Here is a 15,720-nt window from a genome sequence, read left to right as displayed (position 1 = left end):
AACGAGTGGGGAGTTCAATGCGAAAAATTCGCAAGTTTGGCGAACAAAAAGAGTCGAGCTTCTTTCCATTCAATTAGTTTCCCCAACGAGTGGGGAGTGCTGACGATCGAACCCTGGAACCTACTAGAAATACACTTTCCATTCAATTAGTTTCCCCAACGAGTGGGGAGTGCACAAAGCGAATAACTGCGATGATAAAAAGCATGACAAAACTTTCCATTCAATTAGTTTCCCCAACGAGTGGGGAGGGTTGTACTATATTTTAAACCAGATTAACAGAACAACTTTCCATTCAATTAGTTTCCCCAACGAGTGGGGAGATTTTGATCGGATACTTTCAATGCTACGCAGCACGAATCTTTCCATTCAATTAGTTTCCCCAACGAGTGGGGAGATTTTTGCTGTACCGGGCGTATCAAGACAATATTGGTGGCTTTCCATTCAATTAGTTTCCCCAACGAGTGGGGAGAATGATTATGCAATTTGATTCTTTGTTTGGAACAGGCTTTCCATTCAATTAGTTTCCCCAACGAGTGGGGAGCGACGTGGAAATAAAAGTAATTGGCGACAAAGTAATCGTTACTTTCCATTCAATTAGTTTCCCCAACGAGTGGGGAGTTTATCAAAGGTGAGTATTGGCGCGATCGGTCTGCCGAAACTTTCCATTCAATTAGTTTCCCCAACGAGTGGGGAGAGAATAAATCTCCCTGATATCTCAAGACGTGCACCTTTCCATTCAATTAGTTTCCCCAACGAGTGGGGAGGCGCGATCGTACTCATGCCCGATATGAGAAGCGAGCAATCTTTCCATTCAATTAGTTTCCCCAACGAGTGGGGAGTCCACAATCGCAACCTCGCCCCGGCAATCAAGTTACTTTCCATTCAATTAGTTTCCCCAACGAGTGGGGAGCCATCAGCGTAAACACACATCTTGGCGTAGTTTATGCCAACTTTCCATTCAATTAGTTTCCCCAACGAGTGGGGAGATTCTTCTCAAAGGAGGTAGCGATCGGCTACTTAGACTTTCCATTCAATTAGTTTCCCCAACGAGTGGGGAGTTACGGACAAGTATTACCTAGTATCCGGCAGACCGGGACGTACACGGGCTTTCCATTCAATTAGTTTCCCCAACGAGTGGGGAGTGCGAAGCCCAAGGCTGACGAGAATCTTATGGCATCTTTCCATTCAATTAGTTTCCCCAACGAGTGGGGAGGGAAGCGGTAAAGCTAACAGTCGCTTCGGAGCGGTTTACGCTTTCCATTCAATTAGTTTCCCCAACGAGTGGGGAGTATTTCATCAATCAACTGACAGCTATCGCTTCTTTTGCCTTTCCATTCAATTAGTTTCCCCAACGAGTGGGGAGAAGTTATTTTGCCTGAAATAAATAACTTGAACTTAGCTGCTTTCCATTCAATTAGTTTCCCCAACGAGTGGGGAGACTCGACTGCAACAGAAGCAATTGAATTTATTGAGGCTTTCCATTCAATTAGTTTCCCCAACGAGTGGGGAGCGAGCTACCTATAAATGGAATCTCCCCCTCCTTCAGAAAATCTTTCCATTCAATTAGTTTCCCCAACGAGTGGGGAGGTACAAGTAAGAGTTCGCGCACTCGAAAAACGAATTACTTTCCATTCAATTAGTTTCCCCAACGAGTGGGGAGGCCGATGACAGCGAAGAAACCGAATTTAAACAAGGACTGAATGCACTTTCCATTCAATTAGTTTCCCCAACGAGTGGGGAGGAAATGTTGTTTCCACAAGCATTTTGAATAAACTGTTTAACTTTCCATTCAATTAGTTTCCCCAACGAGTGGGGAGACAACAACTAACTGGTTCACCAATACAAAGTCTGCCATTCTTTCCATTCAATTAGTTTCCCCAACGAGTGGGGAGAGGAAAAATTATCAGGCGTCACGGAAATCGCACGTTTACTTTCCATTCAATTAGTTTCCCCAACGAGTGGGGAGTCCTGTTGGTGTAGTAGTTGGTGACTCATTCGCCACTGTCTTTCCATTCAATTAGTTTCCCCAACGAGTGGGGAGTTAGATATCCCAGATGTGGGTAGGTTTGAAAGCCCGCACAACTTTCCATTCAATTAGTTTCCCCAACGAGTGGGGAGATCAAAAACTAAGGAAAAACCAATCATGACACTTGCCTTTCCATTCAATTAGTTTCCCCAACGAGTGGGGAGGCAAGACACGTCTCATCACACTACAGTAGTAGTTGATCTTTCCATTCAATTAGTTTCCCCAACGAGTGGGGAGTCCTCTATGATACACCCAAGACAGCGCAAGGTGTCTAGAGGCCCTTTGCGAGGCTCAGATATTTTTTGTGAAACTTAAACCTGTGTTGGCTTAAAATAATCGCTGAAACCCTTACCCAGTAATGTAGCGAGGCTCGCGACGGAAAAAGGTCGTTTGAGTGAATTTACTGCCAGCCTCGCAGCATTAGCTAAATAATCACTGACCCCGGTGCTTTTGTCACCGGCGCTCCCACTCCCAAAACCTCCACCTGTCCCAAAGTATGGCGCGACACCGGATAAAACCGGATGCTATCCTCTTCGAGATTTACCTTTTGCTCAACTCGCGATCGTAATTCATCAAACTTAGCTCGACTGAGTACGCACTCAAAAGCGCTATACTGCACCCAAGTCCCGTAACCTTCCAACAAATCATGTACTTTAGAGCGCCGTTTGTTGTCGGGAATATCGTAAATCACCACGTAGAAAAGCACGGCTTAACGAATTTGGTAAGGTTTGTAAAGCTCGGTTGGGTTGTAAACAAACTGTTTGTAGGCTTTGATTTGTTGATTCAGTAAATCCCACTTAGGCTGCTTGCCAGAGTCAGTTTCAATTTCCTCCTCCATGCGTTCTAAAAAAGCTTTCAGGTACTTGCGCCTGCCAGTATCATTTAGGTAACAACCGCCGTTACTGTAGACAAAATCGCTGCCAGCATCCACAAATCGGCGGTTGACTAAATAAGTAACTAACGAATCAATAATAGGTGCCCGAAATTCCTCAATCAAATCCGAAGCCAAAGCTGCATGGCGTTCCGTTCCCTGATGCAAACAAGCCGAATACGGATCTAAACCTTGCAATTCGATCAAACTCAACAAATGATTCCAGAGAACTTGATAGCCAAAACTGAGCATAGCATTAACGGGATTACCAGGAGGACGGCGCGACCTGCCGACAAACACAAAATCAGGATGGCTCAAACACTCTTCAAAAGCCGAGAAATACTGAGCAGCCCCCGCACCTTCCATCCCCATCAACTTCTCAATAGTTTCAGCTTCCCCAGCTTTTTTGATTAAATGTTCCAAACAGTCGATCGCAAAAGCAATGACATCAGAAGCTTGTCGTCGCTGCTGTCGCATCAGGATAACGCGGCTATTTTTCAGCTTAGCTTGCACGATGCGTCTGGCCACCTGCAAACGTTCTGCAAAACACAACTGTTGCTGGTAGCGAGAAAGTTGGCGGTAGCCGCGTTCAATGGGAAGAATCCGCCCGTAACAGTAACCCATGCGGGAAAGATAAGCGATGGGAATATTCCGCCATAGACAAGTCCTAATTGCTTGAGTCGTGACTTGAGATTGACCAAAAATCAGCAGTTGTTCGAGGAGAGGAAGCTGAATTTCACCGAGTACAGATTCGCCTTTTTTGATGACCAGCATTTCTTGGTGCAAGGAAACGTAACAACCGGGCTGAGAAATGTAGACGGTACGCATAAGCAATAAACCCGCCGCTGCAAAATTGTTGGTTATCTGTCTAAATTTTGGGAATCACGGCGCGGGCTAATTTGCGACGATTCTGGGGTAGATTCTAAGGTTTGGATTTCTTGGGTGCGAGAAGGTTGGAGATAGCGAACGATTTGGTCGGCGATTGTCGATGCAAAAAAAGTGGCTACTGTGACAAGGAATGTGTTAGAGATTACGGCAGCTAATCCCAGGGGTGCGATGAGGAGAATGATGAGAGTGATAGTGCCGTTGACGGCTGCGAGGGAAAAGTTGCGGATTGTGGAGGCGCGAGATGTGATGTACATATTTGTGCTATTTTGTGTTGAACATGGATGGTAAAGTTTGGCTGTAGATGCACGCTAAAAGTACAATTTTAGTTAAGTCCCTTAGTCCGCCTGGGGTTTAAAACCCGTGGCGGATGGGTGAAGCTATGGCAGATTTATTGGTAGGCGATCGATATAATATTTGGAGTTCGTAACGGGCGATCGCGTCTCACTAATTTGCCATTAGCTATGCAAACACTTGGTCAGTAAAGAAAAGATTTTACTGTTAAGAACATTAAACGGATTCTTTTCCGGCACGGTTATTTTTTGCTGCAAAATATCCCGCAATATCTTAACAATTTTTCCTGCCTCTTCTAGTTCCGAAACCCCTTCAAAACTGTGGACGCAGCGGTTGCGCTGTTCGCAATAATCGTTTAATTGTCGGAGAGATTCCAACAATTTACCAAACTCGGGCTGATAGTATTCCAAAATTGCCATCAGCACCAGACGGGAGGGAAACCCTTCTAAATTCTTAAGCTTTCCACCACTGGGCAGGGTATAGTTTTTTAGAAAATCGTTAATTTTTCCAGCATCGACTTGTTTAATGCTGTTCCAAAAGTTGAGCGTATCTGTAAACTTTTCTGGCAAGTTAAATTCCAATTTAGTTTCTACTAAAAAGCGGAGGAATCCTTCTTGAAACCTGAATACGTCTACCAAAAAATCCGCATATTGCTGATTTTCCAGCTTAGTTAGAGCTTTGAAATAAACTTCTTTAAACAGGGCTATTCGATTTTTTTGACGGAGACTGCTGATTTCTGAAATGAATTCAGGTTCCACATGATTAACAAAAGGCTGGATAGCGTTAAAAGCCCGGTTAAAGTCAAAAGCGAGACGATACTGACCGTACTCAAGTAAACCAATAATCAGCGGGATGGAAAGATTACTATCTTTGATAGTGACTAAAGCGCCACTATAATTATAATCTTCAAGTTGTCGCTTGACAACTTTGAAATCAAATTCATTTTTTAAAGTATCGACATTAGTTTGAAAAACGCGAGGCTGCCCCTCTTTCATTTCTCTAGGATTTCGCACTTGCCAAACTGAACTATGTGGAGCATATCCCGCTGCTTGTAAAAGGCTCCAGGAAGTTTTCATAACAGGCGTTCCAGAGGAAGCATTAAATTCTAATCTATCTTGTTTACTTAAGAAGGGAACTGCTTTTTCTAGACCTTTTCGAGCTTCTTGAACTGCTAATAATAGACTGACGGGATCGGTGGAAAGTTCTGCGCCAACGGGGACTAATTCGATGCTTTCTTCTGGGAGGTTAAAAGGTTTGTCTTGCAGCCAATGTTTGGTATCATTAGCTTTTTGAGCCACATCTTCAGTGTGAAGGAGAATGACGCGGCGAAGGCTGTAGTTTTGGTCGAGAAGGTGGCGGATCAGGGTGGCGATCGAACCTTCTTGGCTGGTATTTTCGGAGTAGGGGTCTTGTTGACCGACGAAGGAGAGAACGATGCTGCTTGCCATTGTTGTTACCTGAATAATTTGTTAGGATTTTTACTGGGACAGTTGGTAAGGTGCGCCACGGCGCACCCTACGGAAAAATAAATTAGGAACTCGGCGGTTGAACGCCAAATATATGAACGGCATCTAAAATTTTGGCTAACTCTTTAAGAAAGTCAGTGCGAAGATGAGTTGATAGGGGAGTTTGTCCGCCCATAAACAGACAGACAACCTCTTGACATTTGCTTCCTACACTTTTATTGGAAACATTAACCCGCTTGATACTTGCCCAAGAACAGTGAGCATTGCCATTACCTGCATCGCCACCTACATCACTCTTTCTTTTGTACTTCGGTTGGTAAATTAAATTCATGCCACAACCGCGAGTATTCACAGGATTGGTAAGACTCCATTCCTGGTTTTCTTTGTCTACAGGCTCTTCATCGGGGTCGGGCAGAATATAAACAGCACAAGTTGTTGGTGAAAAAACTTCCGCTTTGGGATTTTGACCCTGACTAAATCTGTTTGGCCATTGAACTTGAACGGCATTCAGCCAATCCTGATAAGTTTTTGTCCAAGCTGACTGATTCAAACCTAAGCCGTAAAGCTTGTTTTGCATTCTTTGAGTATCGGGATTTTTGACTTGGTGAGTTAAGCTTAAATAAGTGCCTCTCGCAGCATCTCTACCGTTGTTCATGACAAAGATATGCAAGGGCCTGCGCCATCCTCGGCCAACACCGCCTACCATAACTGCAAATCGAATTACGGGCAGAATAATTTTGCTCAAGATATCTTTAGGTGCGCTAATTTGTAACTTACCTTTCCAAGTGTAAAATTTAGGTTGGTTGTTAGATATCTCGCCCCAAATTTCTCCTTTAATCATTTGGATTTTAACGCACCCTTTGAAACTATCAGGTTCCAAAACTCCGAACAATTCACCTAATGTTTTTTTGGCATTAACTTCTGACATTACTCCCAACAAAAACCGCAAAACCCACGAGCGCAACCACCCGCGCCAGTGAGAAGGGCGCAATTCAACTTCACCGCTATGACCTGGACGGGGAGAATCAGCCCCGTAGCATCCCTGACTGTAAAGGCTAAAATCAAATGTTTTGCCAGCATAGTTGGGGTCAAGAGTTGGTTTAGAAATGTCATGAGATGCGATCATCGCGCCATAACCCGAAGCAGTGCGACTTCCGACACCGTAAAGCGTTAAAGCTTGCTGCACCCATCCCCAAACTTCTGCCACTTCAGCAGCATTTGCTTTGCCCGGAATGCCTCGAATAGCAACAGTTAGCTCGATCGTATTTTCTCCATCACCCAAGGCATAAAATGACAGCGGAGTGCTTTGTCCTTCGTGAAAAACTTGAAATGGTTCTTGAGGATTGACGATATCAAGAGTTAGTTTAGTCGGTTCTTTCGGCCAAGCATCTAAAAATTCAATTTTGCCAGCGCTGATAGTATTATCCTGTTGATAGCCCAACAATTCGCGCATTCTCTGTTGAATTTGTGGGCGCTGTTTTGCCCACGATCGCACTAACCCGCGAATTCCCGACCCTGGAATATAGCCATTGAGCGGTAATGTTGGCAACTCTTGCAAATTTTTCTCCACATTTCGCTTATCTTCAGGTCTCCCTTGACGCGGACGCCACGCGCCGCACGGTTCGCCCGCAGAGACGATTGTTTCTCCGTCTGGATGGGGGAAAGAACCGACTTTAGCCCGCCACTGAATGGTAAATGTGCCTATTTGAAATAAATCAGAATTACCTCTAGCTTGATGCTGTTTTTGCAGCAGTTGAATTAATTGATTTCCAGCGTACATTTATTCCCCCTTTGTGTAAGCTCTTGCCCAAAAATTCCACTGTTCAGCTAATATTAGAGACTTGCGCCAAGCTGCCATATATTCCCCTGGATTTTGCCTAGCCATTTCTACAACTGTTTCCATCAACTCCAGGCGCTCTAGAGCATTGCTGGCATTTTTTTTCCCCAACATTTGCCCTAAAAGCAACCCCCAAACTGGCACTGTTCGCTTGCGAGTTTCATTATTTTCTTGAGCGTTGGATTGATTCAAGTAGCCAACAGCAGAAAGCAATCCAAAGACGCGCAAGTGCTGCGACAGCCGCAATACAGCATTCAAGTCTTCTTTTTCAATATGGGCTTTATTCGCAGCTTTCAAGTATTCTTGAATGTGCTGATGAGCAGTTAAACTCATTTGTTCTGGCTGAACCACGGCTGAACTTTTTTGTGAACTTTGCGGATTAGCTATTACTAGATTTTGGTTAATTACCGGATTAGAATTCGTGGCAGTATTAGGAACTTTTTCCTGAGCAGTATTTTCTGAGTTTTGGGCGGGCTTTGCACCTTTGAAAAACTGAGATGATTTTAGTTTTTTACTCATGATTAACTCCCTACAGCCGTAGTATTTTTATCAGATTGTTCAGATGATTGAATAGCTTTTGGCACGGCGCTATCGGCTACCCAACTTTGCGCCCAGCCCCGCCCGACATTGGCTTGACCGCCAACTTGAATTAGTCCTTGTACTGCGCTCATTAATAACTCATGTTGTTCGGATGTAACTGGGTTATTTTTGAGCAAGCTGTAACCCCAAGCGTAGTACAAAATCGTATCGCGAGGAATGCAGATATCTGTCCAAAATACCTCGGCCGAACCTTCTGATGTCGCCCCTTGGCTTCCTTCTTGAATTTTGTTGCGGATCTGCGTCCACAAACAGTGTTCCATCAAAACTTGGAAATCTGCATCTGGCAAAACTATGCAGCTTTTTTCCCAAGTTGGTTTCACTGATTTTTCGAGAGAATCCGGCCAAGTTCCAGCAAGTGCGATCGCCTTTTTTTGGTCATCGTTCATTGCAATAACTTGCAGTTGAGCATCAGCAACCATGTAATTTCCAGGCTGAGTGCCAACAGGGCGATCGGGAAATATTGCCCCCGGTAACTTGGCAATTAAAGCGTGATCGCGAATTAAAGAATGGCAACTTACCCAAGTAAAAACATCTCGATTTCCGCTAGACATTGTTCGCATAGGAACCCACAGCAAGCGAGCATCGCCAAACCAAACTTGATGGACTCCCATCTGTCCGTCCCCATTCAATTCTTTACCAAATAGGGCATTAGCATCATTTGGGTTCAATTGGGTTACTTCATCTCTGAGACTTCCTCGCAATGAGGAACCAGGAATGTATGGAAAATTGGTGTGAACTTCGCGGGCAATTTCTAAAATATTGCCCAAATCACCTTCTCCGCCACAGTGAATGGGAGCAAGACTGTACAAATATCCAATCCGAAAGTCTGTCATTATTTTTCTTCCTTGTAATTAATCCACAACAATTCCGAGTAACCTAACTGCCGCCAAACGCGCACCTTAGTTTCTGTATCCTCCTGAAACAACTTTTCCGGTTGATTCAAGTAATACAAACTACCGGGACGCGCGGCAAACACTTGGGGTGCTGGAATACTGTTTTCAGGCGCATCTTTGGCTCGAATGCGGCAGCTTATTGGCAGTGCGCTAGCAGTTGAAACGCTGACTAATGGCCCAATTGTTTGATTGCTATTAACTGCATGAGCTAATTTCCATTCCGAGGGCCACGCACGACACACGGATTGACGGTTATTATTACTCTCCCGGCGTTCAAATACTCCAGGAGTGACGAGATAGGCTATTGATTTGCCACGTTGATCGAAGTTATCTTTGGATAACTTTTTGAGCCTTTTCCATTGGTTATCTAAGGCTTCTACACGCTGCAAGATAGCCCGGTGTCCTTCACCGCCTAATTGAATTATTGCTGGTATTGGGATGGTTTTATCTGTTTCATTGAGGGTGAGACCGATCGCCAAACTCCAACCTTCTTTTAAACGAATCGCATTTTCGACAAAATACCCGTCAGCGTCTTCGACTTGTCGCGTGCCTTCTTGAAGGGCATTGTGCGAGCGAGTTTCAACTAACCAAGGTTCAATTTCTGTTTTTGTTTTGTCTTCTGTCAGCCAGTCACCTCTGTTAATTTTACCAGAGTGTAAATAGTTTTCTACAGTTGTAAATGGCAAATATTCCCTGAATTTGTAATTACCAATTTCCTCATCTTTGCGTTCATCCTCCTTGTTGCGAGCCGAAGTTTTTACCAAAGGACAAGGCTGTTGTTTATCCCACAAGGCTTGCTGTAAGTTAGAGTTTTTATCCCACGCTAAAGGCACGAGGGGAATTGAGCCGACAAACCCGATGGGACGAGAGAAATAAAGGCTTTCGTCTCGACACAGAAACGGGCCAGTAATTTGCAACCCTGTCTTGTCTCCTAGCAGTTTCCGCAAGGCACCGGCAATGGTATGTCCGTTGGGAGGAAAAGTGCTACTTGCCCAGGCTCTTGCTCCTGGCGTAAAGGGTTTGGCATCCCTGAACAATAACACGTCAAGAGGAGTAATTGTGTACCAATTCATTGAGACTCACCTCCTACTTTGATGTCGCGATTGCGGATAAGAAAGGCAGCGAGCTTCAGCCAGTTGTTAATTTGCAGATCGCACTCGGTTCCGGCTTCTGTTGTCTGCCATAATCCTTGCAAAAATTGCGTTAATAATTTTTGAAATTGTTTCTGCATTAATTCATCGCCTTTGAAAGCTTCTCGGCGACTACAAAACGCATTTGTCCAAGGCTCAATCGCCTCATATATCGGTGCAGGATGTTGGCTCCAGATAGTGGCAGCTTGCTCAAAAATTGCGCTATCTAAATCAAGAGCAACCAGTTTTTGCCATTGAGGAAACACATCAAACTTACTGGTAGCTTGCAAAATGTTACCATTACCGTAGAGAATGCGAACTTGTACAGCATCTTTTTGTTGACCATCAGGTGATTTGTGCTTCTTGGCTTTATCTTCAGCTTCCCAAAGGTTCTCCAAAGCGATTGCCAAAGGTACTGAATGATGAGCGATGACAATGCCAAAACTAATCGTCGCCTTGTGTCCCATTGTAAATAAAGGGCGACTTGATAAAGTTTCAGGTAATTCGCCACCATTCCAGCGCCAGTAATCTCCTTCGTTATCAAATTCTCGCTTTTGCTCGTCTAAATCCCCCAAAGGATCTTTATCCCCTCGGAAACACTGGCGAATATCCCACAGCCACTTATCCCATTCCCAGAGATTTGTATAGGCTAAAACATCATCACCACCGCCGTAAATCAAACGTCCCGCGTAGCGCTGTTCAGTGAGATACGGGACTAATTGATTAGAAAAATCTAGCAAAGCACGACTCAAAGCACTGTGAGTAGCTGGACCCATGCGCTTTTGCACTTCCAGAAACTCTTGAAATGGCTCCCGGAAGTGCTCCGGCATTTGATTAATCTTGTGGTGCAAAGCATCAGGAAGATAATGGTTATATGTTTTTAGCTTTGTACCTTTGAGCCACTCACTCATACTGTCGCCATCGCCAGCAGCTAAGACGTACCAATCTGTTGGATTCTTACCAGGGGGAAATGATCGAGAAATGAATTCTCGCAGTTTCCTCAACTCTTCTCGTTTCGCTTTTTGTTTTTCAATGGGAGTGAATAGTTGGTCAGGACGATCGCTTTTTGGGTGATAATCATCAATCAACCAGCCAGCATTCAGCAAACGCGGATTGTACCAATTACTGTGATTTTTGGCTATCCAAGGAATGCCCCAAGGTAAATTAGCTGGTGCATATTTACCGTCATTTGTCCATGTAAATTTATTGACAACTTTTGCACAAGATTCCAAAAAGTAATCAATAGCTTGCTGGTTCCCTGCTGCTTCCATAGTTCGCAGCCAGCCAGCTACACCCGAACTCAAATCGGGATAAAGAACAGGTATTTTACCCCGCTGCTTTTCGGATTCCCCTGGAAACAGTTCTTTGAGCAAAATTTGGTGCAAACCCCGCTTGACGATTTCGGTGGCATTGAGTTGTTCAATGCCGTCGAATAACCCCATATCATAAGACCAAAATTCCCTAGTTTGTTCCTCCGTAGCCCAATCATTGTGTTTGGAATTATAGGTGGAATGTACGGCTGATCCTATTCCTGAAACCGTAGAACGGGGACCAAATGCAGTAGGCAGTTGCCAAGTTCTAGAATTTTTAACAGCATTGAGACTGAAGCGAAGGGAGTCAAAAATACTCGCCCACCACGAGCCTGCATTCATATTAGGCTGTTTGGCTCTAAATTCTGCTCTGGTTTCCGGTTCTGAGGGGTTTTGTTGCGACTTGGGAGATGTGTTTCTAAATACAGCTTCGATAAAATTGTATTCCGGTCTAATAAATAATGCTGGATGCGGATTAGCAAAGTCATTTTGCTTCTGAATCCATGCTTTGTACTCAGTTTCTTTGCGGGGAGAATGATGTAGTTCAGCATCAGAAGAACCGATCGGCAGTGCAGTCCAGTATGTCTGCCACTGTGTTTTTAACCAGCCCTCCCAAGTTTTGGAATTGATATTGCGCCACTGTTCGCCGCCTTTTGTTTTGTCGGCTTGCAGGAAAGCTAATACTTTTTGCCCGATGTTTTTCCATTCTTGATGAAGCGTTGCTTCGGCATAAGCCATAGCTGCGCGTACTGGATTGCCGCTGGTTGCTTCTGCACCTTGATCGTTATTAGGCAAGATCATTACTAAGACATTGGGAAATCCTGCTGTGAGTAATTGTTGCTCCAAAACTGGCTGGGGCGGCTGTTTAATCCACTCTTGAAAATCGGGATATTTTTGTAATAGCCAGTGGTCAATTAGCGGTTGGGCGTACAAACAAGGGTAAAGCAGAGTATCGGGGCCGTATTTCTGGGCGATCGCCCAACAAACTTTGGCAGAAAGATAGTGCAGCAGCCAGGAACCAGCCCAAAAATCTCGCATTTTGCGGCTGGATTTGATTAATTCTTGTACGGGGGTAAAGCTGAAAGTAGCGACATGAGGGCGGGATCGTGGCCAATTGCGATCGCCTTTTTTCGGATAATCTTCTAGATTGTCGGAATACCCTGCTAATCCTCCAGCTAAAGCAGAAGTCATAGTAACGTGACTCCATAAAGAAGCATCGGGAATGCGCGTTTCTGCGGGCAATAAATGAATGCACGGCTCATCTGTTGCTGCTCCCAAAGAGGTAGAAAGTGCCTGTGTATAACACCGCCACAACCACCAAAATACTTTTTGCGGATCTTTCCATTCTTTAATAGGATCGAGTGCAGTTTGTTCAACCCAATCTAAAAATTCCGCGCGATCACGATCGATAATCCGGTGGTGCCACTGTTCTAAAATCAAAGTTTGTGCTTTTCCCGATAACAAGTGGCGTAGCTGTAACCCTTGATTGTCATAGAGTACGGCACTATATTCCGGCGGCAGTCTACCAACAGTAGTCCGATCGCTGGCGGCTGCGATCAAATCGCACAATCCTACATACTTCAGCCAAGTTCCATTCAAATTGGTTTGGGAATGAGTTGCGGGTTCTTTCGGAGACTTCCAGCCCTCCATGCACTGCAACTGTCCCCATCCTCCCTCCCGACTCATGTCTCGATGCAGCGACTTGAGGACTGGATCGTGCATCAATCCCCAAATTTTGGCTTGCCAGAATGTTGACATTGCTGTTATTCGCTAACGATTCCACTCAATATATCAGCCGAGCCAGCTTCGAGTCTCGCAATTTACAATATTTATCAAATCTCTTGAAAAACCTACAGCTACCTAAGTAATGGCTTTGAGATTTTTCTATATTTTTGTGTCAATATTGTCTTTTCCTTGACTTTTACCCGCCTTACCCCCATCATGGCAAAAAAACCAACTCCCCACCCCTATGCCGACAAACTAACGTTCGATCGCATCATGCTCCTCATCGCCACCTTGGTAAACCATCCGGGTGTCGGACACTCCGACACGGAAGCATCCGACAGTAAATATCACGATGCTTTGCTAGAAGTTCAATCTCAATTACAGAAAGTTGCCGCCGAGTCCAGCATCGATTTTCCAGAAAACTATCCTGCAATTCCTACGATTCGCAAAGATTTAGAAACTCTGCGCCACTACGGAATCCTTGACAAACGAATGTATCGCTTCGGATATTATCTCGGCACTGGTGCAATGAATCGCGACGAACTACTATTCGCATTTCAAGCAATAGCATCTCAAGCCAAATATCAAGGAAATCCCCAAGCCCGCCAAATTTGTGAAAAACTCACGAAACGGTTACGCGGATTAGATATCGAGCTCAAAGGTCAATTGTTTTATCCCGTTCGCGAATACCTAAATCGTGCGATAATTTACACCGATCCTGTAGAAATGCTCGATCGCCAAGAATATCGCAATACCCTATTTCACAAACTAGACATCGTAGAAACAGCCATCGTTCGGGGTCAGGCGATCGAACTTTACCGCCAAAGCAATTATTACGGTAAAAGCCATCTCCGTTTCCGGCGAATCTGGCCTCTGCAACTGATTTATCACGACATCGCCTGGTACCTGATTTGCGAATCTTGCGACAACGGACACTTAAGCGTAGAACGGGTGAATCGCTTTACCGACTACTGCAAAATTCTCGATGTAGAAGCGCGTGGTTTAGCCTCACAGCAACAGCGTTTGAAAATAGCTCACAAATTGTTAAAAAATGGTTGGGGGCTGTTCTTGGGCAAGCCAGAGCAACAACAGGCTGAATTACAGGGTACGCTGAAGTTGGAAAAAGTGAAGGTGCGGTTTTTTGAGAAGGTAGTGGGATTTATTCTAGAGGGCGATCGGCGGCATCCGCGACAAAAAAAGATTAAGGAAGGGCCGAGGGATAGTTTTGGCAATCTGCTTTATGTGGATTATCAGATCGATTTGCCCGATCGCTCCCTCAACGAATTCAGTCTGTGGGTGAACAGATATATGGATAACGCCCAAGTGCTTTCCCCGCCAAGTCTGGTAGAAAAACACCGACAAGCAGCCAGAGATTTAGCCGATCGGTACAGCTAAGGGGACTTAAACAACAAATCATTGCTAAGAATTGTATAATCCCTTGTAGGTAACACTCTCACGTAAACAAACAGGAGAAGTTGCCAGACAATACACCGATGAAATCAGCAAAACTGATAGCGCAGCAGTCTTAGTAACGACACATCTATATTCCACCAATGGGCTACGGTTGGCTGATATTAGTTTCTTGTTGCGGCTAGACGATCGAACCAGTTAATTAGACCTGGAGCCGACATAGGATGCCATTTCACGATGCCTCCATCTACCAGCTCAAGTCTTAGACCGGAAAACACTATTGAGTTTAGGAGACTAATCTAGCCAATATCGACGCACCTCGCTTGGTTCCTGTAACCCTTACAGTTTGGTTGAGGTGCGTCGATGCTTTGCAGGGATTGAGTTTGAGGCTGATAGTTCGATGCTTTTTCTCGTTTAGCTGTGCTATATTTTAGCGGTGCGTCGATTTGATGGCTGAATCCCGCTCTGGGTATGGTCTGTGCAGCGAACTCTCCCCACTCGCTGGGGAAACAAATTGAATGGAAACAGGAAGGGGACCAAAAATGCTATTGCCACCAGTTAACTCTCCCCACTCGCTGGGGAAACAAATTGAATGGAAACTTTTTTCGTGCTTCTTCTTCTTGAGCTTTTTGCGCGCGATAACTCCCCACTCGCTGGGGAAACTAATTGAATGGAAACCGGGGCTGGCTTCGGTGGTGTTTTTTTTTGCTGCCTCCCCACTCGCTGGGGAAACTACTTGAATGGAAACACGTTACTTAACTTATCACAAGCATAAGCTGTAATCTCCCCACTCGCTGGGGAAACTAATTGAATGGAAACTGACTAACTACATTGAACCCACATTCATCAACATTTAAACTCCCCACTCACCGGGAAACGAATTGAATGGAAACCCTGGCAACATTGCCAAATAGTTTGGTGCAACCGCCCCTGCCACCGATTCTTCCCACTCGCTGGAGAAACAAATTGAATGGAAACTCACAGCATTCATCTATATAACCTGGAGGTTTTTGTAATCTCCCCACTCGTTGGAAAACTAATTGAATGGAAACAGCAAATCTTCGTAAAACTCCCCAATTGGCGTAACAATAAGCCTCTCCCTACTCGCTGGGGAAACTAATTGAATGGAAACAATGCGTCCTGAACCCAAGGCACAGTATTCTTGAAGACTCCCCACTCGTTGGGGAAACTAATTGAATGGAAACTATTGGCAACGGCAAGCGTTACACCAAGCGCAAGCTCCCCACTCGTTGGAAAAACTAATTGAATGGAA

The 15,720-nt window shown here is 44.8% G+C and carries 10 protein-coding genes and 2 CRISPR repeat arrays (2 of these 12 only partly in view); of the genes, 1 reads left to right on the top strand and 9 read right to left on the bottom strand.

The features are described 5' to 3' along the window. Window positions 1-2,263: direct repeats of the CRISPR family, unit length 36 nt; unit sequence CTTTCCATTCAATTAGTTTCCCCAACGAGTGGGGAG; it reaches 1,540 nt to the left of the window's first position. Window positions 2,264-2,450: 187 nt separating this feature from the next. The 9 genes from cas2 to cas10 form a co-directional block, all read right to left on the bottom strand. Next, a complete protein-coding gene (cas2, locus tag QUB26_RS03390; RefSeq protein WP_333185230.1) occupies window positions 2,451-2,732 on the bottom strand; it encodes a CRISPR-associated endonuclease Cas2 in 282 nt (93 codons plus the stop codon). 3 nt (window positions 2,733-2,735) lie between these two features. After that, window positions 2,736-3,725: a CRISPR-associated endonuclease Cas1 gene (gene cas1, locus QUB26_RS03385; RefSeq protein WP_333316674.1), complete on the bottom strand. Its 990-nt coding sequence runs from the start codon at window positions 3,723-3,725 to the stop codon at window positions 2,736-2,738. Between the two features lie 32 nt (window positions 3,726-3,757). Beyond that, the gene (gene csx18 / locus QUB26_RS03380) at window positions 3,758-4,039 is read right to left on the bottom strand and encodes a CRISPR-associated protein Csx18 (protein ID WP_333316672.1); all 282 of its coding nucleotides are present in this window, start codon (window positions 4,037-4,039) and stop codon (window positions 3,758-3,760) included. A 201-nt stretch (window positions 4,040-4,240) separates the two neighbouring features. After that, a complete protein-coding gene (locus QUB26_RS03375; RefSeq protein ID WP_333316669.1) occupies window positions 4,241-5,524 on the bottom strand; it encodes a hypothetical protein in 1,284 nt (427 codons plus the stop codon). An 82-nt stretch (window positions 5,525-5,606) separates the two neighbouring features. Further along, window positions 5,607-7,322, bottom strand: a complete 1,716-nt coding sequence (locus tag QUB26_RS03370; protein WP_333316667.1) for an RAMP superfamily CRISPR-associated protein — start codon at window positions 7,320-7,322, stop codon at window positions 5,607-5,609. Then, window positions 7,323-7,898: a hypothetical protein gene (locus QUB26_RS03365; protein ID WP_333316664.1), complete on the bottom strand. Its 576-nt coding sequence runs from the start codon at window positions 7,896-7,898 to the stop codon at window positions 7,323-7,325. A 2-nt stretch (window positions 7,899-7,900) separates the two neighbouring features. Further along, window positions 7,901-8,812, bottom strand: coding sequence for a type III-B CRISPR module RAMP protein Cmr4 (gene cmr4 / locus QUB26_RS03360; RefSeq protein ID WP_333316662.1), 912 nt, complete (start codon window positions 8,810-8,812; stop codon window positions 7,901-7,903). Further along, window positions 8,812-9,945, bottom strand: a complete 1,134-nt coding sequence (locus QUB26_RS03355; protein ID WP_333316661.1) for a type III-B CRISPR module-associated Cmr3 family protein — start codon at window positions 9,943-9,945, stop codon at window positions 8,812-8,814. Before QUB26_RS03355 ends, cmr4 begins: the two co-directional genes overlap by 1 nt. Continuing rightward, window positions 9,942-13,070, bottom strand: coding sequence for a type III-B CRISPR-associated protein Cas10/Cmr2 (cas10, locus tag QUB26_RS03350; protein WP_333316659.1), 3,129 nt, complete (start codon window positions 13,068-13,070; stop codon window positions 9,942-9,944). The genes QUB26_RS03355 and cas10 overlap by 4 nt, the downstream gene beginning before the upstream one ends. A gap of 183 nt (window positions 13,071-13,253) precedes the next feature. Here cas10 and QUB26_RS03345 point away from each other — a divergent pair, with 183 nt between their 5' ends. Further along, window positions 13,254-14,432 carry a WYL domain-containing protein gene (locus tag QUB26_RS03345; RefSeq protein WP_333316657.1) on the top strand — a complete coding sequence of 393 codons (1,179 nt, stop codon included), beginning with the start codon at window positions 13,254-13,256 and terminating at the stop codon, window positions 14,430-14,432. A 968-nt stretch (window positions 14,433-15,400) separates the two neighbouring features. Continuing rightward, window positions 15,401-15,720: a CRISPR direct-repeat array (repeat unit 24 nt; unit sequence TGGGGAAACTAATTGAATGGAAAC); it runs 311 nt beyond the window's last position.

The sequence above is a fragment of the Microcoleus sp. B4-C1 genome, from assembly GCF_036705285.1.
Classification (GTDB): Bacteria; Cyanobacteriota; Cyanobacteriia; order Cyanobacteriales; family Microcoleaceae; genus Microcoleus.
This window is presented reverse-complemented; position numbering and strand designations above follow the sequence as displayed.

What these genes read in the sequence shown, in the direction of transcription:
- QUB26_RS03370 (WP_333316667.1), bottom strand. Translation starts at nt 7,322, where the DNA reads ATGTACGCTGGAAATCAATTAATTCAACTGCTGCAAAAACAGCATCAA.
- cmr4 (WP_333316662.1), bottom strand. Translation starts at nt 8,812, where the DNA reads ATGACAGACTTTCGGATTGGATATTTGTACAGTCTTGCTCCCATTCAC.
- QUB26_RS03345 (WP_333316657.1), top strand. Translation starts at nt 13,254, where the DNA reads ATGGCAAAAAAACCAACTCCCCACCCCTATGCCGACAAACTAACGTTC.
- cas1 (WP_333316674.1), bottom strand. Translation starts at nt 3,725, where the DNA reads ATGCGTACCGTCTACATTTCTCAGCCCGGTTGTTACGTTTCCTTGCAC.
- QUB26_RS03365 (WP_333316664.1), bottom strand. Translation starts at nt 7,898, where the DNA reads ATGAGTAAAAAACTAAAATCATCTCAGTTTTTCAAAGGTGCAAAGCCC.
- QUB26_RS03375 (WP_333316669.1), bottom strand. Translation starts at nt 5,524, where the DNA reads ATGGCAAGCAGCATCGTTCTCTCCTTCGTCGGTCAACAAGACCCCTAC.
- csx18 (WP_333316672.1), bottom strand. Translation starts at nt 4,039, where the DNA reads ATGTACATCACATCTCGCGCCTCCACAATCCGCAACTTTTCCCTCGCA.
- QUB26_RS03355 (WP_333316661.1), bottom strand. Translation starts at nt 9,945, where the DNA reads ATGAATTGGTACACAATTACTCCTCTTGACGTGTTATTGTTCAGGGAT.
- cas10 (WP_333316659.1), bottom strand. Translation starts at nt 13,070, where the DNA reads ATGTCAACATTCTGGCAAGCCAAAATTTGGGGATTGATGCACGATCCA.